This window comes from Natrinema salsiterrestre, assembly GCF_029502005.1.
GTDB classification, from domain to species: Archaea; Halobacteriota; Halobacteria; order Halobacteriales; family Natrialbaceae; genus Natrinema; species Natrinema salsiterrestre.
In genome coordinates this window covers 460,482-483,410 of record NZ_JAMQOT010000002.1, presented here as the reverse complement: position 1 = coordinate 483,410, position 22,929 = coordinate 460,482, and the positions used below count along the sequence as shown (strand labels likewise).

Annotated in this window: 26 protein-coding genes; 11 read left to right on the top strand and 15 right to left on the bottom strand. The window is 65.5% G+C overall.

Annotated elements, in window-relative coordinates; translation table 11 throughout:
• The first annotated feature begins 11 nt into the window (after positions 1–11).
• Together NDI89_RS07880 and NDI89_RS07875 are read left to right on the top strand one after the other, a co-directional pair.
• Positions 12–770, top strand: a complete 759-nt coding sequence (locus NDI89_RS07880; protein WP_277520980.1) for an SDR family NAD(P)-dependent oxidoreductase — start codon at positions 12–14, stop codon at positions 768–770.
• Positions 771–821: 51 nt separating this feature from the next.
• Positions 822–1,274 carry a nucleoside deaminase gene (locus NDI89_RS07875; protein WP_277520979.1) on the top strand — a complete coding sequence of 151 codons (453 nt, stop codon included), beginning with the start codon at positions 822–824 and terminating at the stop codon, positions 1,272–1,274.
• Between the two features lie 24 nt (positions 1,275–1,298).
• Here NDI89_RS07875 and NDI89_RS07870 read toward each other — a convergent pair whose 3' ends face one another.
• The gene (locus NDI89_RS07870; RefSeq protein ID WP_277520978.1) at positions 1,299–1,724 is read right to left on the bottom strand and encodes a hypothetical protein; all 426 of its coding nucleotides are present in this window, start codon (positions 1,722–1,724) and stop codon (positions 1,299–1,301) included.
• 438 nt (positions 1,725–2,162) lie between these two features.
• Between NDI89_RS07870 and NDI89_RS07865 the strand changes: the two genes are divergently transcribed.
• From NDI89_RS07865 to NDI89_RS07855, 3 genes are all read left to right on the top strand, one after another.
• Complete coding sequence (locus NDI89_RS07865) at positions 2,163–2,387, top strand: hypothetical protein (RefSeq protein ID WP_277520977.1); 225 nt, start codon at positions 2,163–2,165, stop codon at positions 2,385–2,387.
• A gap of 119 nt (positions 2,388–2,506) precedes the next feature.
• Positions 2,507–3,022: an Lrp/AsnC family transcriptional regulator gene (locus NDI89_RS07860; RefSeq protein WP_277520976.1), complete on the top strand. Its 516-nt coding sequence runs from the start codon at positions 2,507–2,509 to the stop codon at positions 3,020–3,022.
• Positions 3,023–3,219: 197 nt separating this feature from the next.
• A complete protein-coding gene (locus tag NDI89_RS07855) occupies positions 3,220–3,576 on the top strand; it encodes a DUF7344 domain-containing protein (RefSeq protein WP_277520975.1) in 357 nt (118 codons plus the stop codon).
• A gap of 83 nt (positions 3,577–3,659) precedes the next feature.
• Here NDI89_RS07855 and cofG read toward each other — a convergent pair whose 3' ends face one another.
• From cofG to NDI89_RS07830, 5 genes are all read right to left on the bottom strand, one after another.
• Complete coding sequence (cofG, locus tag NDI89_RS07850; protein ID WP_277520974.1) at positions 3,660–4,823, bottom strand: 7,8-didemethyl-8-hydroxy-5-deazariboflavin synthase subunit CofG; 1,164 nt, start codon at positions 4,821–4,823, stop codon at positions 3,660–3,662.
• 75 nt (positions 4,824–4,898) lie between these two features.
• On the bottom strand, positions 4,899–6,032 hold the full coding sequence (solA, locus tag NDI89_RS07845; protein ID WP_277520973.1) for an N-methyl-L-tryptophan oxidase: 1,134 nt from the start codon (positions 6,030–6,032) through the stop codon (positions 4,899–4,901).
• Between the two features lie 65 nt (positions 6,033–6,097).
• A complete protein-coding gene (gene cofC, locus NDI89_RS07840) occupies positions 6,098–6,787 on the bottom strand; it encodes a 2-phospho-L-lactate guanylyltransferase (protein ID WP_277520972.1) in 690 nt (229 codons plus the stop codon).
• Between the two features lie 131 nt (positions 6,788–6,918).
• Positions 6,919–8,100, bottom strand: a complete 1,182-nt coding sequence (locus NDI89_RS07835) for a tubulin/FtsZ family protein (RefSeq protein WP_226005553.1) — start codon at positions 8,098–8,100, stop codon at positions 6,919–6,921.
• A 229-nt stretch (positions 8,101–8,329) separates the two neighbouring features.
• Positions 8,330–9,250: a complex I NDUFA9 subunit family protein gene (locus NDI89_RS07830; RefSeq protein WP_277520971.1), complete on the bottom strand. Its 921-nt coding sequence runs from the start codon at positions 9,248–9,250 to the stop codon at positions 8,330–8,332.
• Between the two features lie 103 nt (positions 9,251–9,353).
• On the opposite strand from NDI89_RS07830, the gene tmk reads away from it, so the two are divergent.
• The 4 genes from tmk (at position 9,354) to NDI89_RS07810 (ending at position 11,450) form a co-directional block, all read left to right on the top strand.
• Positions 9,354–9,956 carry a dTMP kinase gene (tmk, locus tag NDI89_RS07825; protein ID WP_277520969.1) on the top strand — a complete coding sequence of 201 codons (603 nt, stop codon included), beginning with the start codon at positions 9,354–9,356 and terminating at the stop codon, positions 9,954–9,956.
• Between the two features lie 108 nt (positions 9,957–10,064).
• Entirely contained in the window at positions 10,065–10,295 is a 231-nt protein-coding gene (locus tag NDI89_RS07820; protein ID WP_226005556.1) for an Lrp/AsnC family transcriptional regulator, read from the top strand.
• 166 nt (positions 10,296–10,461) lie between these two features.
• Positions 10,462–11,220 (top strand): potassium channel family protein, encoded by a 759-nt coding sequence (locus NDI89_RS07815; RefSeq protein ID WP_277520966.1) that lies wholly within the window; start codon positions 10,462–10,464, stop codon positions 11,218–11,220.
• Positions 11,220–11,450 (top strand): Lrp/AsnC family transcriptional regulator, encoded by a 231-nt coding sequence (locus tag NDI89_RS07810; protein WP_277520965.1) that lies wholly within the window; start codon positions 11,220–11,222, stop codon positions 11,448–11,450. The genes NDI89_RS07815 and NDI89_RS07810 overlap by 1 nt, the downstream gene beginning before the upstream one ends.
• A gap of 547 nt (positions 11,451–11,997) precedes the next feature.
• Here NDI89_RS07810 and NDI89_RS07805 read toward each other — a convergent pair.
• Positions 11,998–12,534 (bottom strand): DUF5813 family protein, encoded by a 537-nt coding sequence (locus NDI89_RS07805; RefSeq protein ID WP_277520963.1) that lies wholly within the window; start codon positions 12,532–12,534, stop codon positions 11,998–12,000.
• Between the two features lie 188 nt (positions 12,535–12,722).
• On the opposite strand from NDI89_RS07805, the gene NDI89_RS07800 reads away from it, so the two are divergent.
• Positions 12,723–12,929 (top strand): hypothetical protein, encoded by a 207-nt coding sequence (locus NDI89_RS07800; RefSeq protein ID WP_277520961.1) that lies wholly within the window; start codon positions 12,723–12,725, stop codon positions 12,927–12,929.
• Here the strand turns inward: NDI89_RS07800 and NDI89_RS07795 are convergent.
• The 7 genes from NDI89_RS07795 to NDI89_RS07765 all read right to left on the bottom strand — a co-directional run bounded on the left by NDI89_RS07795 (position 12,907) and on the right by NDI89_RS07765 (position 20,923).
• Positions 12,907–13,296 carry a DUF7522 family protein gene (locus NDI89_RS07795; RefSeq protein ID WP_226005561.1) on the bottom strand — a complete coding sequence of 130 codons (390 nt, stop codon included), beginning with the start codon at positions 13,294–13,296 and terminating at the stop codon, positions 12,907–12,909. The genes NDI89_RS07800 and NDI89_RS07795 overlap by 23 nt on opposite strands.
• A gap of 93 nt (positions 13,297–13,389) precedes the next feature.
• Entirely contained in the window at positions 13,390–14,682 is a 1,293-nt protein-coding gene (locus NDI89_RS07790; RefSeq protein ID WP_277520960.1) for an O-acetylhomoserine aminocarboxypropyltransferase/cysteine synthase family protein, read from the bottom strand.
• 235 nt (positions 14,683–14,917) lie between these two features.
• Positions 14,918–16,654, bottom strand: coding sequence for a histidine kinase N-terminal 7TM domain-containing protein (locus tag NDI89_RS07785; protein WP_277520959.1), 1,737 nt, complete (start codon positions 16,652–16,654; stop codon positions 14,918–14,920).
• A 163-nt stretch (positions 16,655–16,817) separates the two neighbouring features.
• On the bottom strand, positions 16,818–17,036 hold the full coding sequence (locus NDI89_RS07780; RefSeq protein ID WP_277520958.1) for a hypothetical protein: 219 nt from the start codon (positions 17,034–17,036) through the stop codon (positions 16,818–16,820).
• 277 nt (positions 17,037–17,313) lie between these two features.
• Positions 17,314–18,834: a 2,3-bisphosphoglycerate-independent phosphoglycerate mutase gene (gene gpmI, locus NDI89_RS07775; RefSeq protein ID WP_277520957.1), complete on the bottom strand. Its 1,521-nt coding sequence runs from the start codon at positions 18,832–18,834 to the stop codon at positions 17,314–17,316.
• A 117-nt stretch (positions 18,835–18,951) separates the two neighbouring features.
• A complete protein-coding gene (locus NDI89_RS07770; protein WP_277520956.1) occupies positions 18,952–20,505 on the bottom strand; it encodes an HTTM domain-containing protein in 1,554 nt (517 codons plus the stop codon).
• 139 nt (positions 20,506–20,644) lie between these two features.
• Positions 20,645–20,923 (bottom strand): hypothetical protein, encoded by a 279-nt coding sequence (locus tag NDI89_RS07765; protein WP_277520955.1) that lies wholly within the window; start codon positions 20,921–20,923, stop codon positions 20,645–20,647.
• Between the two features lie 126 nt (positions 20,924–21,049).
• Here NDI89_RS07765 and NDI89_RS07760 point away from each other — a divergent pair, with 126 nt between their 5' ends.
• Positions 21,050–22,327 carry a DNA double-strand break repair nuclease NurA gene (locus NDI89_RS07760; protein WP_277520954.1) on the top strand — a complete coding sequence of 426 codons (1,278 nt, stop codon included), beginning with the start codon at positions 21,050–21,052 and terminating at the stop codon, positions 22,325–22,327.
• A gap of 240 nt (positions 22,328–22,567) precedes the next feature.
• On the opposite strand, the gene NDI89_RS07755 is transcribed toward NDI89_RS07760, so the two are convergent.
• Positions 22,568–22,915 (bottom strand): DUF7113 family protein, encoded by a 348-nt coding sequence (locus NDI89_RS07755; protein ID WP_277520953.1) that lies wholly within the window; start codon positions 22,913–22,915, stop codon positions 22,568–22,570.
• Between the last annotated feature and the right edge of the window lie 14 nt (positions 22,916–22,929).

Sequence of the window (22,929 nt, the reverse complement as noted above, 5' to 3'; positions counted from 1 at the left end):
AATGTGTGGGTATGCGACTCGAAGGCAAGACGGCGTTTATCACGGGAGCAGGCTCCGGCCTCGGCCGGGAAGCAGCCGAACGATTCGCTCGAGAGGGCGCGACGATCGTCGCGGCCGACGTCGACCTCGAGGGAGCCGAAGAGACGATCGACCGCGTCGAGGCCGCGGGGCAGGGGGGAACCGCGCTCGAGCTGGACGTCCGGGATTCCGACGCAGTCCACGCGGCGGTCGACGAGGCGGTCTCGGAGTTCGGCCTCGATATCATGGTCAACAACGCGGGCGTCAGCCACGAGCGAACGCGGATCGAGGATATCGACGAGGGCGAACGGGATCGCGTCATCGACGTGAACGTCAAGGGCGTCTGGAACGGCTGTCACGCCGTTATTCCCCACTTCAAGGAGCAGGGGTCGGGCGCGATCGTCAACACCGCGTCGCTGGCCGGCGTCATCGGCGCGCCGGAACTCGGCGCGTACTCGCTGTCGAAGGGTGCGGTCGTCAACTTCACGCGGACGGTCGCCGCGGAGGTCGGACCGGCCGGCGTCCGGGCGAACGCGGTCTGTCCGGGGGTGACCGACACGCCGATGCCCCGGAAGGGCCAGACAACCGAAGAGTGGGAGGCCACCAAAGAGGAGATGGCGCGCCACTATCCGCTCAAGCGACTCGGGGAGCCCGAGGACATCGCCAACGCGATGCTGTTCCTGGCCAGCGACGAGGCCGACTGGATCACCGGGCAAGCGCTCGTCGTCGACGGCGGCTTTTCCTGTACCTGATTGGACCCGCCGAGAGGAAGTATTTCGGCACCGGCGACGGAAGACTCCGCCATGACGACGGACGAATCCCATATCCGGCGCGCGATCGAGCTCTCGGAGTCGGCGGTCGAGCACGGCAACACGCCCTTCGGCTCGCTGCTCGTCCTCGACGACGAGGTGATCCGGACGGCCGAGAACACGACCCTTACAGACGACGACATCGCCGCCCATCCCGAGTTCGAGCTGGCTCGCTGGGCCGCGAGCGAACTCGAGCCGGCCGAACGCGAGTCGTGTACGATGTACACCAGCACCGAACCGTGTCCGATGTGTGCGAGCGCGATCGTCTACGCCGGGCTCGGCCGGGTGGTCTACAGCGTGTCCGTCGACTCGCTCGCGGACTTGCGCGAGGAGGGCGTGATCGAAATCCCCTGCGAGGAGGTCGTCGATCGAGGCGGCGGGTCGACGACGGTGGAGGGACCGGTGCTCGAGAGCGAGGGGCTCGCGGTCCACGAGGCGTACTTCTAGCGAGAAAACGCAGGCGGACGTCTTTCAGTCCGTGGTTTCTCCATCCGTCGTCCAGCCGGACACTTCGCCGGCCCACGCCAGATGGGCGACCGTGTAGAGGAAGCCGGCGAGAAGGCCACCAGTGAAGACACCATCGAGCAGCACAGGTGGTATCGTCTTCGACAAACCCAGCAGTACGACGACGACGGCGAACAGAACGAAGACGGTCGCCCGTCCGCCGACTCCGATTTCGCGGAACCACTCCCCGATCCGTTTGCCGAGCGACGTGGTCGCGACCGGACCGAGGGCAACGGCGGCCGCCAGAAACCCGAGAACCAGTTCGGGCCACGACACCGACGCGGTGACGAACTGTAACGCGACCAGAGCACCGGCGGCGACGCCGCTCGAGACCTCCCATCCCGTCGGCGGCCGGTCCGGAAAATACGCCGCCGGTCCGAATCTTCCCCTCATTTTCAATACGTCCTCTCGAGACATGAATAATAGTTACTATCGAACTATCTCTTCTCGAGCGAGCGACTATCTCTGTCCGTTTCCAGCCGAAACGCACGGTGGGCCGCTCTCCGTTGCTGCCGACCGTCTCCGGCCATCACACCGCTGCTCGAGCGACCACCGCCGAATAGATATCGCAATACTTCCCATTAGTTATAAGTACAATCGTGATAACAGTAAATCGGAGCGAGTCTCCGAACGCGCGAGCGGTGGGGGCGCGTCGAAACGCCCCGGGTGATACCAGCACCCGAGACTTGCTTCCAATTCCGCCAAGGGATTTGAAAGCATGACTGCGTACATCCTACCGGGATATAAACGTCCCGCACGACGGTGGAATCAACTCCGACGATTAGCGATCGCTCTAGGTCGAGCCCGCACCCACGACCCGCGGAGGGCAAGATGAGCGACGACGACGAGGCGGGGTGCGACTCGAGCGACGACGAGATAGCCGACCCCCAGGAAACCAATGAAGCGCCCGAGCCCTGGGTGTTCTCGCTTCCCGACTGCCCGGTCTGTGGTGAGCCCGTCACGAACGTGACCGTCACCGGTCCGCACAGCGGGACCGCCGAACCCTGTGGCTGTTCGGTGCTGCCGGGCACCCTCGATCGGAGTCCGCGTACCTGAGGCGGGCCTCGAGTCACGACCACAGGTTCGGGGCGGACTCTCGGCCCCTCCGGTCGCAACCGCTCTGCGTGGTCTATTCAGGTGGACGATTCAACTGGTATGACAACGGAAACCATCCTATGGTCGACGATCCGCTGGACAATCTCGACCGCCGGATCCTGCATCTCCTCCAGATAGACGCCCGCGGTGCGAGCGACACGGACATCGCCAGGGAGACCGACGTCACCGGGACGACGGTCCACAATCGGATCGGGGAACTGGAGGAACGGGGAATCATTCTCGGATACAATCCGGAGATCAATTACGAGAAGGCGGGGTATCCGATGCGCGTCCTGTTCATCTGCTCGACGGACCTGTCCGATCGATCGGAGATGGCGGAGCAGGCCCTCGACGTCCGGGGAGTGGTTAACGTCCGGGAGATGCTGGCCGGCGAGGAGAACCTCCACGTCGAAGTCGTGGCCGAGGCGACCTCCGACGTCAAGCAAAGTACCGAACAGCTCCACGACCTGGGGTTGCGGGTCGTGAGCAGCGATATCCTGGCGGAGGAACACGTCCAGCCGTGGAACCACTTCCACCAGGAGGTCGCCGGCGAGGACGCCGACTCGCCCTCCGATATCGGCACCTCCGAGGAGTAGCCGCGTATCGAAACACCGTGTTGCTCCCTGGAATAGCAACATTAGTTGGATTATTGAACCCTTACCGATACCATCACGGCGGACGCACCTCGATCGCTTGAGAAAGTCAACCGCTAGCCCGCTTCCACGTGGGATTGTGAAATACGTAGAGTTATCGCAAAAAAGGGGTTAAGCCCGTCTAGACCCATCGATACGTGATGGCAGAACCGAATCCGTCACGGCTGACTGAAACATTCGATCTCTTGAGCCACCCCTACCGGCGCTACGCTCTCTATTATCTCACGAGGGAATCCGAGACGGTCTCTCTCGACGCCCTCGCGAGCGCGATCGCCACCTGGGACGGAGACCATACTGGAACGGACCCGAGTACCGATTCCGAAACCGTCGAAGCCGCCCTTCATCACGCACACGTTCCGAAACTCGCCGACGCTGGCATCGTGCTGTTCGATGCGAACGCGGGCGTGATCCAACTCGACGAAGCGGATAGGATCGAGGGCTTCCTCGAGGACGCGGCACGGACCGACGGCTACGTTCAAATCGCCACCAGCGACTGAGAAGCGGACCGGACGCGACCGTTTCGGAATCCGATCGAACCAGTTCTCTGGTATTCCGGGGAGACACGACGCCGGGAAGACGGTCAGCGCGAAACGGCACCCACCTCGTCCCGAAGCACCGCCCGATAGCGCTCGCCGGCCGACCCGCCCGCCTCGAGCGCCTCCCGAATCGTCGGCGAGATCCACTCCCGTTCGCCGTCCGCGCCGTCGGCCACCCTCCCGTCGAACTCGTCCGTCCGCAGGTCGGACGGGAGGAACCGCTCGTAGACCGGCAGCCGCTCGCCCAGCGGCAGGTCCGCCGAGGCCGCGATCTCCTCGAGTTCGCGCAGCGCGGGCCACGTATAGTCGGGATTGATGTGGTCGTCGGTGACGGGCGAGACGCCGCCCAGATCGTCGACGCCGCAGTCGATCAGATCCGCGGCGGGCGCGAGGTTCGGCGGCACCTGCACGGACACCTCCTCTGGGAGGGCGGCCCGCGCCATCGCGGTCACCTGCCGCATCGTCGCGAGATCGGGCGAGCCGTCGGACCAGCGTTCGTTCTCCACGACGGGCTGGATAATCACCTCCTGAATGTGGTCGTAGCGGTCGTGGAGCTCGCGGATCGCGAGCAGGCTCTCCGCGCGGTCGCGCCAGTTCTCGCCGATCCCCACCAGAATACCGGTGGTGAAGGCCACGTCGAGTTCGCCCGCGTTTTTGAGGGTTCGAAGCCGCTGCCCCGGTACCTTGCGCCGCGGGCCGGCGTGCGCCCCGACCTCGGCGGTCGTCTCGAGCATCACGCCCATGCTGGCGTTGACGTCCGCGACGGTCGCCAGCTGCTCGCGCGTCTGATCGCCCGGATTCGCGTGGGGGAGCAGTCCCTCCTCGAGGGCCACCTCGCAGGCCTCGCGCAGGTAGGTGTGAATCGAGTCGTGACCCCATTCGTCGAGCTGCTCGTGGATCTCGGTGTAACGGTCGTCCGGATCGTCGCCGAAGGTAAACAGCGCCTCCGTACAGCCCGCGTCGGCACCGCGCCGGCAGATCTCGCGGACCTCCTCGAGCGAGAGCAGTGAGGCTTGTCCCGGCGGGTCGAAGTACGTACAGTAGGTGCAGGTGTAGCGACAGGCCGTGGTGAGCGGGACGAACACGTTTCGCGAAAACGTCAGCGACGGCGGTGCGTCGATGTCGCTCGGGCTGGTCTGGAGGAGGTCCTCGACGGCCCGATCGTCGACCGCGATATCGACACCGTACTCGCTCGCCCCGGGGAACATTACCTCTGGATGTCGTCGCTCGGCACATAAGCGCTTCACTTCCTCGCCGTGCGACCTCGCCGGTCGTCGTCGAACTCACGTGCGGCCGGCAAGCCGGTGGACGCCGATCGGATTGTCGGTGTCTCCCTCGGTCACGAAGTCCGCCAGCGTTTCGCCGACCACGCTACAGAACTTGAAGCCGTGGCCGGTAAAGCCCGCCGCGATCGAGACGTGCGGGTAGTCCGGGTGCGTGTCGAGGTAGAAGTGCCCGTCGGTCGATTCCGTCACCAGACAGGTCTCCATCGCCATCGTCGGCCCCGCACCGCCCCGGAGGTGATTCTCGGGGAGCCGCCGGAGTAGCGTCTCGTCCTCCGGAGTCGGCTCGTCCCGCCAGTCGTCCGGATCGACGGTCTCGGCGTAGCGAGGCGTCCGACCGAACTTGAAGCCGGGTCGCTCGTGGACGGGGAAGCCGTAGAAGCTCCCGTCCGGAACGTCGGCGCGGAACACGGGGAAGGTTTCGGGTGCGAACCGCTCGGGCGTTTCGGGCCGGAGCCAGATCATGACGCGTCGCTTCGGCGTGAGGGCATCGGAGAGCACCTCGAGTTGCCCGGCCGCCCACGCGCCCGCCGTGACGACGAGGTGCTCGGCCTCGTAGACGTCTCGATCGGTCCGCACTCGGACGCCGGATTCCCGGGGTTCCCAGCCGCGGACGCGCTCGCGGGCGCGGACGACGGCCCCGTGGTCGTGCGCCCGATTCACGTGCGTCGTCACGGCCCGCTCGCAGTCGAGGTACCCGCCGTCGGGCTGGTAGACGGCCCGGTGCCCCGCCGGGAGGTCGAAGGCGGGAAACCGCTCCGCGAGTTCCGATTCGGTCAGCAGTTCGTGCGGGAGGTCGTGAGCCCGGCAGGACTCGAGCGCGTCCGCGACGGTCTCCCCGTCGGCGGGGCCGGCGTGGATCGAACCGGTCTCCGTGAGGAGGTCGACGCCGGTTTCGGCTTCCAGCTCCCGCCAGAGCTCCCGCGCCCGCCGGGCGAGCGGAACGTACTCGGGGTGTTCCGGCTGTGTCAGTCGAAAGATTCGCGTCTCACCGTGGGACGAGCCGCGGCCGTGGGGGATATCGTAGCGCTCGAGGCCGAGGACGTCGACGCCCCGGGCCGCCAGGTGAGAGACGGCCGCGCTCCCCATGCCGCCGACGCCGAGCACGATCGCATCGAACGAGTCACGTGTCATCGCCGCACACGACGGTGCAGGTCGTCAAAGGGTTTGCGTCGGGCCGCCGGTATCGAACCCCGACGTCAGTCGGCCGAGTCGTTCGGTCGTCGCGCCTCGACTCGTCCCTCGAGGCGATCGATATCGAAGCCGAAGTCGCGGAGGACGGCCGGTGCGCGGTCGCGCTCGCGGCCGTGGACGAGTACTTCGACGAGATCCGCCGGCTCGTCGATGTCGGTTCCCAGCCGGAACGAGTCGACGGTCTCGAGGTCGGCACCGATCTCGCGGGCGATCTCGCGGTGGTCGAGATAGGAGGTCCCGTGGTAGTCGACGCGGAACTCGGGATGGCGGACGAGCAGGGCGTTCGTCCCGCTGCCCCGTCCCGGCGCGATCGCGACGTCGGCCGTGGACGTCAGGAGTCGATCGAGCGCGTCCGGCGTCGCCAGTGCGAGGTCGGCCATGACGACCGCGACGGGATCGGGCTCGTCGTCGGCCGTCTCCGCGTCGCTCCCCGGGAGTCGCGCGTTGACCGCCTCCGTGAGCGGGCGGTCGTCGACGGTGACAGACGCCGCCGCAGCGATCTCGCCCGGAAGCGCGAACGTCTCGAGGTCCAGCGGCGCGGTCGAGACGACGGTCGGCTCGTGGCCCGCCTCGACGACGGCACGCAGGACGTCCGCGAGCATGGCGCGAGCGAACGTCGACCGCTCGGCCGGCGTGAGCACTGACTCGAGGCGAGTCTTCGGCGTCTCGGCGGCGAACGGGACGGCGACGCGCATCTGAATCTAGTTACGGTACTGTCGGCGCGGTCAAAAACACGTCGGAGTCGTTCGAAATCCGTACCGCGACTGCGGGCGATCTCGCGCCCCCCGACACGAGTGTGGCCGCTCGCGCCGCCGAGAGCGAGGGCCTAGAAGAGCGGCTCGAGCTCGTCTTCGTCGTCCTCGACGAGTTCCTCGAGGTTCTCTTCGCTCTCCTGTTGGATGTCGTCGATGTTGTCCTGTGCCTCGATCGCGACCTGCTGGAGGCGTTTGATCCGCGGGACGTTCGTCACGCCCGAGAGCAAGATCGCTGCGGCCACTTCGGGCTCCTCCCGCGGGAAGTCGCCGCCGCGAACTTCCATGCTGCCCGTTTCCTCCTCGAGCCACTTGCGGCCGCGTTCGATGCCTTTCCGGTTGAGGTACTCCGGCGGTCCGGAGAGGACGAGCAGCGCGCGCTCGGTGCCCTCGATCTCACACGGGAGCGTGAGGCGGCCGAGGGCGGCCTTGCGCACGAGGCTCGTGATGCGGTTCGTCGTGTTCGCGGCGTCGAGGTCGTCGTCGGCACCGCCGTCTTCGCCGGTGAATCGCGAGAGGAGGCCGCCGCCCGAGTTCAGCTCGACCTCCTCCGAGGCGAAGCCGACGGTGGAGACACCACCGCCGGAGAGCGTGTTGATGATCTCGGAGGAGTCGACCACGCTTTCGGCCACTTCCTGGCCGTCGCCGACCTCGCCGGCACCGAAGAGGATGCCGAACCGACGGACGATCTCCTCGTTGATCTGGTCGTAGCCGCCTTCGACGGACTCGCCGGTCTGTCGCCAGGAGTCGTTGTCGAAGACGAGCAGGTTGTCGACCTCGCGGACGAACGTCTGGAAGGACCGCGCCGCGTTGAGCGTGTAGATTCCGCCCTCGTCCGTGCCCGGCAGGACGCCGAGCCCGTAGACGGGGATCGTGTAGATCCGCTTGAGGTGTTTGGCGAGGACCGGTGCGCCGCCCGACCCGGTGCCGCCGCCCATCCCGGAGACGATCAGGAAGGCGTCGACCTCGTGAGTCGGGATCTGATCGATGGCGTTCTGGACCTCGTCGATGTCCTCCTCGGCGACTTCCGCGCCGAGCTCGTTGTCAGCACCCACGCCGTGGCCCTTGACCCGGGCCTGGCCGATGAGTACGCGATTCTCCTGTGGAATGTTGTCGAGACCGATGAGGTCCGCTTTCGCGGAGTTGACGGCGATCGCCGCGCGGACGATTCCGCTGCCCGTCCGATCGTCGTAATCGAGGAATCGATCGACGATTTTGCCACCGGCCTGTCCGAATCCGATCATCGCCAGCTTCATTATTTGTCAGGGGGCTCCGTTGAATTGGTAACAGAGCGATAGAGGATATAAGTCTTGTGCTAATCTGAATGTCTCAATTAACGTAATGTTACGCCTAATCGCGCGACCGGAGCGGGATTCGAACTTCAACGCCGATTCGGAAACCAGTGTTTACTCCGGCCGTATGTGTTTTTTATACTACGTTTGGGGAACGAGCGCAAGTCCAGTGTGAGGCCGGCCGTACACCGGTTCAGGCCGCTCCTATCGGTTTCTCGCGGGAAGCGGTTCCCTCGAGTCCGAGATACGTTCCGAGCGTCGTCAACGAGTCCGGATCCCGACCGAAGACGGACACGTCGTTGTCGGAGACGGTATTGTCGAACTCGAGCGACCGGGCCTGATCGAGACCGAACGGAACGAACGGTACGGACTCGGCGGCCGAGAGGCCGAACTTCGCGAGCCCCATCGGGATCGAGACGACCGTGACGTCTTTGCCCTCGGCCGCGTAGACCAGTTCCGTGATGTCCGCGAGCGAGGCGACCTGCGGGCCACCGAGTTCGTAGATCTCGCCGACGTGGGACTCGTCCTCGAGTGCTTCCGCCAGCATCGGGACGAGATCGCCGACCCAGATGGGCTGAAATCGCGTCTTGCCGCCCCCCGGTAGCCCCGTCACGTACGGCGTCGTCAGGGTCTTCGTGAACGCGACGAACTCGCCGCCCTCGCCGAAGACGACCGACGGACGGACGATCGTCCACTCGAGACTCGAGTCCCTGACGACCGCCTCCGCCTTCCCCTTGGCGCGAAGGAAGGCGGTGTTGCCGTTCGGATCGGCACCGAGCCCGCTCATCTGGAGGAATCTGTCGACGTCGCCCTCCTCGGCGGCTCGCACGAGGTTTTCGGTGCCGCCCAGGTGGACTTCCTCGTGGCTCGTTCCGCTGGGAGGTTTGAACAGCGGCGAGAGCGAGACGAGGTTGACGACGGCGTCGTGGCCCGCCACGGTGTCGGCGATCGAGTCGTAGGCGCTGACGTCGCCCATCGCCGATTCGACGCCCCTCGGGAGGTCGCCGTCCGTCGGAGAGCGAGACAGTGCCGTCACGTCGTGATCGCGCTCGGCCAGTTCCGCACACAGGTTCGTGCCGATGAAGCCGGTCCCGCCGGCGACGAGGATCTTCATACGCGCTATCTGACGCTCCAGCGATAAATAGGTGGACGGCTACGCTGTGAGGCTCGCTCGAGGCTCTCGACAGATTGTAGTAGCCGTCCCGACGAGTGCGACCATGCTCGTCACGCTCGAGGGACTGGACGGCAGCGGCAAGACGACGGTCTGGGAGGCCGTACGCGAGCGCTATCCCGAGGCAACGTTCACGCGGGAACCGACGAACTCGTGGTACGGCGACGCGGTTTACCGCTCGATCGAGGACGACGACGCCGATCCGCTCGCGGAACTGTTCCTCTACACCGCGGATCACGCCGACCACCTCTCGCGGGTGATCGAACCCGCGCTCGACGGTGACGAACTCGTCATCTCCGACCGGTACTCCGACTCTCGCTTCGCCTATCAGGGCGCGACGCTCGAGGCCGCTACGGGTCACGATATCGCCGACCCGCTCGAGTACGTCGTGGACGTCCATCGCCCGTTCTCCATCGAGCCGGACCTGACGATCTACCTCGACCTCGATCCCGAGACCGCGGCCACGCGCGCGGGAACGACGAACAAGTTCGAGCGCGCCGAGTACCTCGAGTCCGTTCGGGAGAACTACGAGCGACTGATCGAGCGCGACCCCGACCGGTTCGCCCGCGTCGACGCGACGCAATCGCCCGACGCGGTGCTCGAGGACGTGACGGACGTGCTGGCCGAGGCGGTACCGGATCCGCGGTGATCTCGTCGTTCGGATCGCCATTTCCGTCGCTATTTCCCCGACCCCATCGCCGTTTACCGCCCGCTTCGGGCAAAGGCTTTAGTCGTGCCAGAGTGTACCACACCGCCGATGGTCCACGCGTTCATCATGGTGAAGACGGCCGCCGGGAAGTCCGAGGGGCTCTTGGCGGAGATCGACGGCCTCGAGTCGGTCGCCGAGGCCCACATCGTCGCGGGCAACTACGACATCATCGCGGAAGTCGACGCGCCGGAGGTCTACGACGTTCTGCAGACGGTGTCCTCGAGCGTGCAGGGACTCGGCGGGGTCACCGACACGAAGACGTACATCGCGATGGCGTGATCGGCCCTCGAGTCGGCGCTCCCGAGCCGGAGCACGGCGGTCGTCGAGGCGGCGTCCGAATCGAACGCTTCTGGCGACGTCCCCGCTCGAGGAGCACCGATCGATCGAACGGTTCCCATGGTAGTCCGGGGCAAACTTATTCACCGGGGCGAGCGTATCCCTGTCCATGCGGTTCGTGATTATCGGGGCCGGACGGGTCGGTCTGCGTACAGCACGCGTCTTGCGTGACGAGGGCCACGACGTGACGATGGTCGAACGCGACGAGCCGACGCTCAGACGGGCCCGCGATCAGGGATTTACCGTCGTCGAGGGCGACGGCTCCCGCGAAGACGTCCTCGAGGACGCCGGCGTCACGGAGGCCGACGGCGTCGGCGCGCTCACCGGCGATCTCAACGTCAATTTCACCGCCTGCATGATCGCCAACCACCACGGCTGCCGGACCGTGATGCGGATCGACGAGGCCTACCGGGAGGGGATCTACCGCAAGTACGCCGAGCAGGTCGACGAGATCATTTACCCCGAGCGCCTCGGCGCGATCGGCGCGAAAAACGCCCTCCTGGGCGGCACGATCCGTGCGATCGCCGACATCGCCCCGCATCTGCAGGTCGTCGAACTCACGATCACGACCGAGGCCCCGGTCAACGGCTACTCGATCAGCGAACTGCAACTGCCGGCCGACGCGACCGTCCTCGCCTTCGGTAAGCGCGATCGAGACCTCGGAATCCCGACCGAAGACCTCTCGCTCGAGGACGGCGACCGACTCGTCGTCCTCGCGGACTTCGACGTCCTGAGCGAGGTGCGACAGATCCTGGTCGGCGAGACGGCGACTCGAGCTGCCGCGAACGCGGGCACGGGCTCGAGTTCGGCGGCGACGGAACTGCAGCGAGACCCGGAGACGGACTCCGACACTGGAGGTGTCAACTAATGGTTACGGCGTTCATCATGATCAAGGCGAACACGGGCGAGGCGGATCGACTCAAAGACAGCATCGGGGCCATCGACGGCGTTCAATCGGCACACATCGTCGCCGGCGACGTCGACCTCATCGCGAAAGCAGACGTCGACTCCCCGGCGGAAGTCAAGGAGATCGCGGCGACCCACATTCAGGGCATTCAGGGCGTCGAAGACACGCAGACGTACATCGCGATGGACTAAAGAACCGAAATTTTACGCTGCGGTCTGCCGCGCTGGTGACTCCGTCACACAGCGCGGCGTCCCTCGGTAAAATTTCGATTAAAAGCACTCCTCCTTCCCCTCCATTCACTTCGTTCATTCCGGGTCAGTCGTCGGCCCGCTCGCTCACCCTTCGGGTTTGCTCGCGGTCAGTGACGGTGAATCGCCTGCCCTCCCCCGAGTCGCGGGGCTCTCGCGTCTGCTCGAGCCCCGCTCCCGGCCATCGAAGTCGGTGACGTGTCCGACGAGACGACCATACTCACCGTGAGCGACTGATTAGAACGAGCGTGTCGATCGTGAACCGTTCATCTGGTGTTGCATCAGCGAGCGAGCGGTTCGGAGAACCCGAGCGATGCTGTTCACCGAGCGCTTCGCGCTCGGGCCGACGAGCGACCGACGGGAGCGAGGAGTGCTTTTGATCGAAACTGAGCGGAGCGAAGCTCCGCGATGTCCAAAAGAGCGCATAGCGCTCTTTTGAAGATTTTGCCGAGGGCGCGGCTTGGCCGCGCCCGCAGAGCAAAATTTCGGTCTATAGTGGCATGCCGCCGCTGTTCCCGTCGCCGTCACCGTCTGCGGCTTGCTGGCCCCTGTTCTGGGCGTTCTCGAGCAGCGTCGCCGCTTCGCCGCGATACTCGTAGCCGGGGATGATCCCCTGTGCGAAGGTGCCCTCGACGAACTCGATCAGCGCCTTGGCGTCGTCGACGCCCTCGCCGGCGTCCCAGGCGGTGTACTCGAGGACGACCCGGACCTCCCGGTCGTCGCGTTCGACGACGGGGTCGTCGTGGGTGTCCGTGTGCGCGACGGTGAAGACGTCCGCGAGGCGTCGCTCGAGGGTTTCGAACCAGCCGTCTTCGACGGGGGTCGCGACGACTTCGTCGGCCACGGCGGCGTCGAGCGTCGGGAGGAAGACGGTGACGTGGAATCGGCCGTCCCGTTTTCCCTCCGCATCGTCGGCCGTAACGGTCGTCTCGAAGACCGTCGTCGTGAGATCGAAGCAGTCGTCGCCGCGGGCGAACGCGTCGTGGGACTCGAGTTCCCGTTCGATGGGATCTGGCGGGTCGGTCATTGGAGAGACTCACGGGCGTGGTGGAAAAGGGTGTTACGCTGTCCCGACAGCGCGCGGATCCACCTGTAGGAAATCGTTACGCGGTCGAAACCGCGGGACGGTATCGGCATCGTTTCGCTCGGGAAGTAGCGCGTTTCCCGCGGAAACGGCCCGCATTACTACAAGGGAAACCGTCCTCTATCGACGGCATGAGTTTAGATAGACACGCCGCGGAACGCCGTCGATTCGCTCGCCTCCTCGGAACGGACGGCGATCGCGGGTCCGGTCTGCCGATCGGCGGACAGGACGCCGGCGGCGAGGCGGAGGCCCGAGACGGAGGCGACACCGACGACGGCGATACGGACGACGGCGACCGCTCGAGTGACGACGTCCCTACGAGATCTCGCGGCTGCTGAGGAACGTATCGAGCGCCGTCGCGACTTCTTCGAAGTCCTTGACCGTCAACCCGTCAGTCGTGACGAAGACGCCCTCGCTGTCGTTGGTCACGCGGATCAGGAACCCGTTCTCGAAGACGCGAATCGTATAATCGTACGCGCCGAGTTCCGACCCCTCGTACGCGGTCTGCGTGGTCTTGAACCCGCGCCACTCGTGGCCGATGAACGTCGAGAGGTCGGCGTCGCGCTCCAGGTCCTCGCGGAGGTAGACCTGTTCGTAGTCGTCGCGCGTGAAGTAGGTGACCGAACGCAGACTGTCGCCGATCGCCGTTCGACAGGTCGCGACGATCTGTTCCGACGCATCCGAGGTGAGTAATCCGGTCGGCATAGGTGACCAGTCGAACGCGGTGACCTTAACGACGAGGGCTAGTCACCGCGAACTGAAACCACAGTCGAGGAAGATGTTCGCCGCGCTCGCGATCTAAATCTGCTCGATCGCCCGATCGAGGTCCGCGATGACGTCGTCGACGTCTTCGATCCCAACCGAGAGGCGCACGAGGTCGTCGGTCACGCCGCTGGCCAGCTTCTCCTCCTCGGTGAGCTGCTGGTGGGTCGTGCTCGCGGGGTGGATGATCAGCGTCTTCGCGTCGCCGACGTTCGCGAGCAGACTCGAGAGTTCGACCTCGTTACAGACCGTTTCCGCCGCGTCGTACCCGCCCTCGAGTCCGAAGGTGATCATGCCGCCGTAGCCGCCCTCGAGGTACTCCTGTGCGTTCTCGTGGGTCTCGTGGCTCTCGAGGCCGGGGTAATTGACCCACTCGACGGCCGGGTGATCGTCGAGGTACTCCGCGACGGCCATCGCGTTGTCGCAGTGTTTCTCCATGCGGAGCGGCAGGGACTCGAGTTTCTGCAGGGTGACCCAGGCGTCGAAGGGGGCCTGCTGATTGCCGAGGTCTCGCAGTCCGCGGGTACGGGCGACGACGGAGAAGGCCATGTCGCCGAACGTTTCGCGGAAATTCACGCCGTGGTAGGCCGGATTCGGCTCGGTGATCTCGGGGTAGTCGCCGTCCTCCCAGGGGAAGGAACCGCCGTCGACGAGGATCCCGCCGACCGTCGAGCCCGCGCCGTGGATCCACTTGGTCGTCGAGTTCCAGACGAGGTCCGCGCCGTGCTCGAGGGGCCGGCAGAGGTACGGCGTCGCGAACGTGTTGTCGACGAACAGTGGCACGTCGTGGTCGTGGGCGATGTCGGCGATCCGCTCGATGTCCGGCGTCACGAGCGCGGGATTGCCGATCGTCTCGAGGTGGACGAAGGCGGTGTCCTCGTCGATCGCTTCCGCGTAGCCCTCGTAGTCGAGTGTATCGACGAACTTCGTCTCGATACCGCGTTTCGCGACGGTGTGAGTGAGGTACGTGTAGGTTCCGCCGTACAGCGACGACGAGGAGACGATGTTGTCGCCGACCTCCGCGAGGATGAAGGTCGCGAGATCGAACGCGGCCATCCCCGACGCGGTGGCCAGTGCGCCGACACCGCCCTCGAGCGTCGCGATGCGCTCCTCGAGCATCGCGTTCGTCGGGTTCATGATCCGCGAGTAGATGTTGCCCATCTCCTCGAGGCCGAACAGTGCGGCGGCGTGGTCCGTGTCCTCGAACTCGTAGGAGGTGGTTTGATACAGAGGCGGTGCGCGAGCCCCCGTCGAGGAGTCGGGTTCCTGTCCTGCGTGGACGCTGTTCGTGGCGAATCGGTGCTGATCGGAGTCGGGATCGTCGCTCATACCCGCCTCCTTGCAGGCGGCCTAAGTAAAACCACTAGACGAATCCCTTCGGCTAGGAAGTCCGTCGACCGGCAGTCGGACATCGATCGGAGACGGCCCGATCGGTTCTCAGAACTCGAGCACGCTGACGATGCGCAGACTCTCCAGCAGGAGCCAGCAGACGAACGCCGCGGAGAGTACCCTCGGGAGCCGACCGTACCGATATCGGGGCAGGGGCCGAAACTCGTCGATCGGGCTATGGTGGATGCTCTACTGACTCGAACCTCGTCGTGCCAGCAGGATCCGCCGGCTCCGACTCCACTACGCCGGGGAGGCGAACCGTGACGGTCGTCCCGTCTTCGCCGGTCTCGAAGTCGAGATCGCCGCCGAGTGCCGTCACGGACCACGAGACGATCCACAGGCCGAGCCCGCTCCCGTGTTCCAGCGGGGTTTCCTCGCCGCGCTCGAGGACGGCGAGCTCGTGATCCGGAATCCCCGGTCCGTCGTCGCGGACGGTGAAGACGGCGGTTCGGTCGGCGGCGACGCCGTCGAACTCGACCGCGACGTGGGGTTCCTCGGCGTCGGTGTGGTGAATCCCGTTCTCGAGGAGGTTCGCGAAGACGAGTTCGAACAGCGCTCCGTTCGTCCGCACGGCGAGATCCTCGGGGATGACCACCTCGACGTGTCCATCCGTTTCCGCCTCGAGATCGGCCGCGACCGACGTGAGCGCGTCGCGGGCGAAGACCGTCGTCGACGGGCGGGTCATCGACCCGATCGCACGCTCGAAGGTTCGAGCCTTTTCGCCCATCTGCAACACGCCGTGGATATCGTCGTGAACGTCATCGAGCAGTTCGGCGAGTTCGTCGTCGTCGACTCGGTCCGCGGCGATACCGACGTACCCGCGAGCGACGGTCAGATCGTTCCGCAGGTTGTGGCGCAACACCCGGTTGAGGATCTCGAGGCGCTGCTCGCGTCGCTGCTGCTCGGTAACGTCCTGCAGGAGGAGTGTGTGTCCCACGACCCGGTCCGACCCGTCTCGGAGCCGGGACGTCGACACTGCGAGCGTGCGGCGCTCCCCTCGATCGGTGTGCGTGAGGAGTCGGTCGTCGGTCTCGTCGATCCGCAACCCGGTCGCGCGCTCGAGCGGCTCCCCGAGGACGGCCGGCTTCGTGACGTCGAATACCGTCTCCGCCGCCGGATTGCAGTCGACGATCCGCTCGTCCGTGTCGACGACGAGGAACGGGTTCTCGAGGTCCTCGATCGCGGACCGGTCGGCCGTTCGCCGGACCGACGGGCTGTACGCGAACATGCTGCCCCCGACGAACGCGTAGGCGTCGAGCACGACGTGGGGGAGGAACATGACGGCGGAGAGGTTGAGCTGGGGCACGGGGCCGAGTCCGAAGAGCCAGACGAGCAGGGCGACCCCCGGCGGGAGCGTGCTGAGGCCGACGGCGAGCGCCTCGGTCCGATAGAGTGGGCCGTAGCTGACCACCGTATCGAACAGCAGCAGGGTCCCGGACGCCGCGAAGACGGTCCCGATCATGATCGCGAAGAAGGCCCACGCGTTGGGATCGTAGGAGACCGTGGCCGCACCGAAGACCGGATCGATCCGGAACTCCGCCCAGACGATCCCGTGAAGCGGGTTCGTCACGACCAGCACCGTCGTGACCAGCGGGACGAGTACCAGCAGTCCGAACCACGGGGTTCTGACGAGGTTCCCGCGACCGGTGTACTCGAGACCGAAGGCCAGAAACGGGACGCCGGTCCAGACGATGCCGGTCCAGGTCAGCGCTTCGAACGCCCATCGCAGCGTCGGATCGAAGACGAACAGCCCGATCCCGTAGGAGAAGCACCACAGCGCCTGCGCGACGAGCGCCAGCAGCAACCAGTTCGCGCCCGGTTTCCCGCGGTGGTGGCGGAGGTACCAGAGCAACACCACGGTTCCGAGGCCGGACAGAATCGACCCGGCCGCCGGCCACGGAATCGAACTCATCGACTCGAGGGTGTAAGTAGATCACCTTCGGTGTTGTGGCCGGACTCTCGCCGCCATGGATCAGCCGTCATCGATACCGATCGGATCTTCAGAGGCGTGTCACGGTCGATTCCGTTCTCGAGTCGTCGTTCCCTCCGCGTCGTCGCTGTCAGCTGCGAGCACGCTACCGATAGTACGCTTCCTTCGAGACGAGATACCCGAGAATCACGAACGAAAACGCCGCGCCGAACAGGTCGCTCTGAAGGAACCGAAGCAGAGCGCTCAGTCCGTAGAGAACGACCGCCCAAGCCCACGCCCACGACTGGAGGGTCCAGAGCCCGATAGAGACGATTACTTGTGCGACCGAGAGGACGAGAACCAGTAGGCCGAGGAGAACGAACACACCGCCTCGTCCGGCGATAGCGAAACTGAGGACTGCTGCGATAACCGACGCAACGCCGCTGAATACACAGAAAACCTTGACGCCGAGCGGTGCCGTTTGGCTCCGCGACGGCGTCGGTGTCTCGGGCGGCGTGGAGTTTACCGTCACGAACGCCTATTCATGGGAATTCGTTGTTTATAATAATTCTGAAAGAGATGGGAAATTATACCCAAACGAGTCGGTCTGGAACGATTTCTAGACCACTGCTCGCACTCAGATGTGATCGAACGGGGCGCTTCTATTCGAGCAGCGTCTCGCCAGTCATCTCGGGCGGCTGATCGAGGTCGATCAGCTCGAGAAGCGTCGGCGCGATGTCCGCGAGCGTTCCGCCTTCGCGAACCGTTCGTCCCCCGGCGGTTCCGTCGGGCGAGAGGTAGACCAGCGGCACCTCGTTGTACGTGTGCGCAGTGTGTGGGTCCTCCTCGGTTCCCATGTCGTCGGCGTTGCCGTGATCCGCGGTGATGAGGACGTGTGCGCCGGCGTCCTCGAGCGCCGCCACGAGTCGACCCAACTGCGCGTCGACGGCTTCGACGGCCTCGATCGCGGCCTCGTAATCGCCCGTGTGGCCGACCATATCCGGATTGGCGTAGTTGAGCACGAGCACGTCGGGATCGTCCGACTCGATCGTGTCGATCGCAGTATCCGTCACCGCGGGCGCGCTCATCTCCGGTTGCAGGTCGTAGGTCGGCACGTCGGGGCTTTCGACGATCTTCCGAATTTCGCCGTCGAACTCGACCTCGCGGCCGCCGTTGAGGAAGTAGGTGACGTGGGCGTACTTCTCGGATTCGGCGATCCGGAGCTGGGTTCGGCCCGCGTCGGCCAGCACCTCGCCCAGCACCTGATCGGGCTGATTCGGCGGGTAGGCCACGGGGAGGTCGAACGTCTCGTCGTACTGGGTCATCATCACGACCTCGGCGTCCGGTGGACTGGTCTCGACGGTATCCGCCCAGTCCTCGGGCCGAATGTCGGCCAGCATTCGGGTCAGCTGGCGGGCCCGATCGGAGCGGAAGTTGAACCAGACGACCGAGTCGCCGTCCTCGAGCGCGGGCTGACCGTCGACCGTCGTCGGCTCGACGAACTCGTCGGTCACGTCGCGATCGTAGGAGTTCTCGACGGCGTCGACGGCCGAGTCGGCGGTCCACTCGGCCTCGCGGTTCACGATGGCGTCGTAAGCGCGGTTCGTCCGGTCCCAGTTCTGGTCGCGATCCATCGCGTAGTACCGGCCGGAGACCGTCGCCACGTCACCGGTGCCGTGCTCGGCGACGACCTCCTCGAGCGTCTCGAGGTAGCCCCGCCCGCCGGTCGGAGACGTGTCCCGCCCGTCGGTGATCGCGTGGGTGACGGCCTCGACGCCGCGGTCGTCCGCGAGTTCGATCAGCGCGTGCAGGTGTTCCTGATCCGAGTGGACCCCGCCGTCGCTGACGAGGCCGAGGAAGTGGACGCGGCCGTGGTTCTCGCGCGCCCGGTCGAACGCCGCGGTGATCGCGTCGTTCTCCCGGAAGGAGCCGTCCGCGATCGAGTCCGAGATGCGCGTGTACTCTTGGTAGACGACCCGGCCGGCTCCGATGTTGAGGTGGCCGACCTCGCTGTTTCCCATCTGGCCGTCCGGGAGGCCCACGCGCCGGCCCGCGACCTCGAGCCGGCCGTCCGATCCGGAATCCGAGAGCCGATCGAAGACCGGCGTCTCGGCCGCTCGAACTGCGTCTCTCCCGCCGTTACCGAGTCCCCAGCCGTCGAGGACGATCAGCGCAGCGTCCATACGTACCCGGTTTCCAGCGGCGCCTAATTAGCTGTCGTTGTCGCCAGCCCGCGGGGGATTCGACTGCGTTTCCGTCTCGGTCCACGCGAATTCGCCTCGAGGTCGCGTCGCGCTCCGTCAGTCGTTCTGGACGAACTCGCCCGAGCAGTCGTACTCGAGCAGTTCGTACTCCTCGATGTCCGGGTCCTCGTAGGGAGCGGCGCGATCGGTCATGCCGTAAACGGTGACCTGCTCGACGCCGGTTTCGTGGGTGGCGTTCCAGTTCCCACACAGGTAGTTGGCGAAATACGAGCGGTGGTTCTCGTTGTCGGCGTATCGCATATTGTTAACGTACTTTCGCCACCGGGCGCTCTCGTAGGTTCCGTCGACGGACGGTGGCCGATCCCAGTCGACGGCCGAGTGGCCGTAAACGTCGGTTTCCGTTCCGTTCTCGAGTACACCCGGGACGACGAGCCACCGGGCGTCGGAGATCGGGTTCGGAGCGAACATCCGCCAGCTCTGCTCGGCGTGAGCCGTCTCGATGACTTCCTCGGCGGGGTCGGGGACCTCGGTGTAATCGACCGCTTGCGCGTTGGCGAGGACGACGAGGACGAGGAAGAGCCACGGAACGATCGTCGACAACAGAACGCGACTGCGGTCCGTGACCGTGGCGAGCGAGGGGATCGCCTCCCGAACGGAGGGGAACAGCGGTAGCGGGAACTGCGGAACGTCTCGCTGGAGTCGGGCGAGGCCGTTTCGGAGTCGCGGCGTCGCGCCGGTTCGAGTCCCGAGCGCGCTCAGACCGTCCCAGAAGGCGGGCGGATAGAACACGAGGAGTCCGGCGACGGAGATCAGCGGGAAGATCCCGACCTGTACCGTGACGAGCATGCCGAGGTGCATGCCGACGAAGAGGGATGCGAACGTCGCCCGTCGGTACCCGGTCAGCACGATGAGCAGCGGTGAGAGCAAGACGAGCACCATCCAGAAGTGAGTGAATACCCGCAACAGGAATAGCTGATCCGCGATAACGTTCCCCAGCAGGATCGTGAACTGATCGGCCTGAAAGATCTCGACGACCGCATCCCCGGCCATCCACGAGTCGCTTCTCCGTTTGTGAATGGCGTTCGTCACGTAGACGAGCAACACCTGCGTGAGAACGGCCATCGTCGCGACGGAGGAGACTGTCGATCGATCCCGATCGATCCGGCGGGCGTCGATCGACCACCGCTCCCCGAGGGGAAGGAAGATACCCCAGAGGAGAAGCATCCGCAATAGAACGTCGCCGCCGTTGAGGATCATCGGGTTCCGGACGTGCAACGAGATCAACAGGAGCCATGAGACGATCGTCGCGACCCTCGTCCGGTAGCCGACGACCATCGCGAGGGCGAAGAGGCCGGCGACGCAAAACAGCAGCGCCTGTACCCATGCCGCACCGGAGATCGCGTGGACGGAGTAGACCGACGAGTAATCCGAGAACAGCGCCTCGAGCGGGAGCACGCCCGCGTCAGTGTAGAACGCCGTCAGGTTCCGCGACCGCAGTACTAGGTCGAGGATCAGCAGCGTGCCGACCGCGATACGGAACGCGGCGAGCGCCCGCAAATCGATCGCGAACCGGCGAGCAATTGACTGCGAGGCGCGATCCGCTGCGTTCATCAGCCGATTCCGCGCGTTGGTGGGGAGGGCCTGAGCCATTGTCTAATTCGATCGTCTGTTCTTCCCCGATCGCGTATCGACTGTGATAAGTTTGTTGTTTACTGAAACGTCCCTTACGGCGGCCGGTACACGTTCGGTCACGAACAGCGATCGAAAATACGGCGACCGTCCGCGCCGGTCAGTGCGACGATCGGGACGTGTCTTCGTCGTGTTCGAACATCGTCCCGCAGTCGCCGCACGTGGTCCCCTTTCCGGGTTTCACTCGTTGCGGAAAAACGGCGCCACACTTGTCACAGATCATGAACAGCCGGTCTTCCGGTGAGACGCCGGCCTCGAACCGGGCGTGGATCCAGGCGTCGGGATTCCCCTCCTCGTAGAGGGTGACCCCGGAACTGTTCTGTCGCCAGTTGATCGCACGGTCCTCGCGGGCAGTCGCTGCCGGTTCTCGCTCGGACATCGAGATATCTACGCTCTCGTTCCGTCCATATATACGTTTTCTGATAATTCTTTACCCGGTCTCGAGTTAACGCCGCCCCGAGCGACGACCACTGGGTTTTTGCGGGTCGGGCGGGAGCCACCTGTCATGACGCTCGATCCGGTCCACTTCGACGGTATCGCGCGGCTCGCGAGGCGGATCGATCACGGGACCGACGAGCGGGACCGTCGCGCCTTCGCCGAGACCGTCTGGGAGGAGTTCCTCGACCCGCTGGTGTTCGACGGGCGAACGGTTCTCGAGCCGGTCGACGAGCGGGCGCGGCGCGTCGTCGACTGCGAGGCGGTGGCGCTGCGCGACAGCGAGTTTCCGACCGAACACGGCCTCGACGCGGGGACGATCAATCCGACGACGTTCAAGAACGGGCTGGTCGTCGATATCGCGCAGGCCGCGATGAGCGCGACCCCGAGCGACCTCGACCTCCATCGCTCCAGAACGACTGTGATGACGGTCCACTCCAACGACGAGACCATGCGGGTCGACGAGGCGTGGGACACGTTCGACGAGAGATACAGTCAGAGTCGTGCCGTCAAGATTCCCCCGCTGCCGCGCTTCGCCGAGGGCGTCGTCCACGCCCTCGCGCTCTACCTCGCGGAGAGCAAGCACGCCCGCGACCACGCCGAAACGGTGTCGGACCTGCTCGTGCTCGACGGCCCGCTGTACCCCCGGGGTCTGCTGCGCTGGGCCGACCAGCACCCCGACCTCGCCGACTTCCTGCTCGAGGATCCTCGTCCGACGACTGTCCTCGAGAACTACGTCCGACTGGTCGAGAACTTCGTCGAGCGGGACGTCCCGCTCGTCGGTTTCGTGAAAAACCCGGCGACGCGAGTGCTCACGCGGACGCTCAAATCGAAGCGGGACGTCGATATCAGCGTTCCCTGGAGCGACGATTCGGCGCTGTTCACCCGCCTCCTCGAGCGCGGCGAGTACGTGGACGATATCGACGGCGACCGCTGGGAGCGGGACACGTCGGCGCTGACCTACACGAACTGGTTCCGGTCGCGCGGCGGCGTCGATCAGCCGCTGTCGGCCGAGGGCGACGCGCTCGGGGTCGAGCGTCGGCTCGAGCGCGAGGCCTACGAGGTCACCTTCTTCGTGATCTACGACCCGCGCGACGACCTCCTCTACCGGATCGAGGCCCCCTACGCGTTCACGAGGGATCCGGACACCCGAGAGCGGCTCGCGATGCAGCTGTTACAGGACGTCGCCGTCGCCCACGGCCCGCCCGCGATCGTCGACAAGGCCGACGAGCTCGCCCGGATCAGCAACTCGGAGAAGGCGTCGCTCCGGGAGACGCTCGAGGAGCGCTTCGACGCGGCTCAGGACCGGACGTACGACGACCACCGGTGGGACGAACAGCCGTATTGACCCTCGCCGCGCGGGCGGTTCTCGCTGCCGGTTCTCGGCGTCCTCCGACATCGCCGACGGCCTCGAGACCGGCGACCGTATCGAGTACACCTACCATCGTTCGGCGGTCGTCGGCAACCGAGCCGTTCTGTCTGAAGACGCGATCCAGCGAGAGGAGCGGGTCGTCGTTCTGACGGTCGGACCGGATCGGCGGCGGTCGGTACGAAAAATCGAATCCGAGAGCGTTGTTCGCCGCTCCCGTTACTCAGTGTCGGACTCGTCGTCGTTCTTTTCGACCTCGAGGGCGACGTCGGCGGGATCGACGCCGATTCGCGCGAACTGCGTTCGCACGTGTTCCTTGGCCCCCTCGAGGGCCTGTTCGCGGGTGTCGAAGCCGCGAGGCATGGGTGACTCGAAGGCGAGGTTGACTTCCCGGCCGTCGACGAGCTGCGTCGTGCCGCCGCTGTCGACCTCGTAGAACTCGTCGCAGACCCAGACGTACGCGGCGTCTTCGTCGGGTGCACCGCGGAACGTCGGGGCCCGTTCACCCCGTTCGTACAGCGTTCCGGTGAGTTCCGTCCCGCCCGCCCGGCCGCGTACCAGCAACATACGTCGTGGTACGC

What these genes read in the sequence shown, in the direction of transcription:
- NDI89_RS07880 (WP_277520980.1), top strand. Translation starts at nt 12, where the DNA reads ATGCGACTCGAAGGCAAGACGGCGTTTATCACGGGAGCAGGCTCCGGC.
- NDI89_RS07875 (WP_277520979.1), top strand. Translation starts at nt 822, where the DNA reads ATGACGACGGACGAATCCCATATCCGGCGCGCGATCGAGCTCTCGGAG.
- NDI89_RS07870 (WP_277520978.1), bottom strand. Translation starts at nt 1,724, where the DNA reads ATGAGGGGAAGATTCGGACCGGCGGCGTATTTTCCGGACCGGCCGCCG.
- NDI89_RS07865 (WP_277520977.1), top strand. Translation starts at nt 2,163, where the DNA reads ATGAGCGACGACGACGAGGCGGGGTGCGACTCGAGCGACGACGAGATA.
- NDI89_RS07860 (WP_277520976.1), top strand. Translation starts at nt 2,507, where the DNA reads ATGGTCGACGATCCGCTGGACAATCTCGACCGCCGGATCCTGCATCTC.
- NDI89_RS07855 (WP_277520975.1), top strand. Translation starts at nt 3,220, where the DNA reads ATGGCAGAACCGAATCCGTCACGGCTGACTGAAACATTCGATCTCTTG.
- cofG (WP_277520974.1), bottom strand. Translation starts at nt 4,823, where the DNA reads ATGTTCCCCGGGGCGAGCGAGTACGGTGTCGATATCGCGGTCGACGAT.
- solA (WP_277520973.1), bottom strand. Translation starts at nt 6,032, where the DNA reads ATGACACGTGACTCGTTCGATGCGATCGTGCTCGGCGTCGGCGGCATG.
- cofC (WP_277520972.1), bottom strand. Translation starts at nt 6,787, where the DNA reads ATGCGCGTCGCCGTCCCGTTCGCCGCCGAGACGCCGAAGACTCGCCTC.
- NDI89_RS07835 (WP_226005553.1), bottom strand. Translation starts at nt 8,100, where the DNA reads ATGAAGCTGGCGATGATCGGATTCGGACAGGCCGGTGGCAAAATCGTC.
- NDI89_RS07830 (WP_277520971.1), bottom strand. Translation starts at nt 9,250, where the DNA reads ATGAAGATCCTCGTCGCCGGCGGGACCGGCTTCATCGGCACGAACCTG.
- tmk (WP_277520969.1), top strand. Translation starts at nt 9,354, where the DNA reads ATGCTCGTCACGCTCGAGGGACTGGACGGCAGCGGCAAGACGACGGTC.
- NDI89_RS07820 (WP_226005556.1), top strand. Translation starts at nt 10,065, where the DNA reads ATGGTCCACGCGTTCATCATGGTGAAGACGGCCGCCGGGAAGTCCGAG.
- NDI89_RS07815 (WP_277520966.1), top strand. Translation starts at nt 10,462, where the DNA reads ATGCGGTTCGTGATTATCGGGGCCGGACGGGTCGGTCTGCGTACAGCA.
- NDI89_RS07810 (WP_277520965.1), top strand. Translation starts at nt 11,220, where the DNA reads ATGGTTACGGCGTTCATCATGATCAAGGCGAACACGGGCGAGGCGGAT.
- NDI89_RS07805 (WP_277520963.1), bottom strand. Translation starts at nt 12,534, where the DNA reads ATGACCGACCCGCCAGATCCCATCGAACGGGAACTCGAGTCCCACGAC.
- NDI89_RS07800 (WP_277520961.1), top strand. Translation starts at nt 12,723, where the DNA reads ATGAGTTTAGATAGACACGCCGCGGAACGCCGTCGATTCGCTCGCCTC.
- NDI89_RS07795 (WP_226005561.1), bottom strand. Translation starts at nt 13,296, where the DNA reads ATGCCGACCGGATTACTCACCTCGGATGCGTCGGAACAGATCGTCGCG.
- NDI89_RS07790 (WP_277520960.1), bottom strand. Translation starts at nt 14,682, where the DNA reads ATGAGCGACGATCCCGACTCCGATCAGCACCGATTCGCCACGAACAGC.
- NDI89_RS07785 (WP_277520959.1), bottom strand. Translation starts at nt 16,654, where the DNA reads ATGAGTTCGATTCCGTGGCCGGCGGCCGGGTCGATTCTGTCCGGCCTC.
- gpmI (WP_277520957.1), bottom strand. Translation starts at nt 18,834, where the DNA reads ATGGACGCTGCGCTGATCGTCCTCGACGGCTGGGGACTCGGTAACGGC.
- NDI89_RS07770 (WP_277520956.1), bottom strand. Translation starts at nt 20,505, where the DNA reads ATGGCTCAGGCCCTCCCCACCAACGCGCGGAATCGGCTGATGAACGCA.
- NDI89_RS07765 (WP_277520955.1), bottom strand. Translation starts at nt 20,923, where the DNA reads ATGTCCGAGCGAGAACCGGCAGCGACTGCCCGCGAGGACCGTGCGATC.
- NDI89_RS07760 (WP_277520954.1), top strand. Translation starts at nt 21,050, where the DNA reads ATGACGCTCGATCCGGTCCACTTCGACGGTATCGCGCGGCTCGCGAGG.
- NDI89_RS07755 (WP_277520953.1), bottom strand. Translation starts at nt 22,915, where the DNA reads ATGTTGCTGGTACGCGGCCGGGCGGGCGGGACGGAACTCACCGGAACG.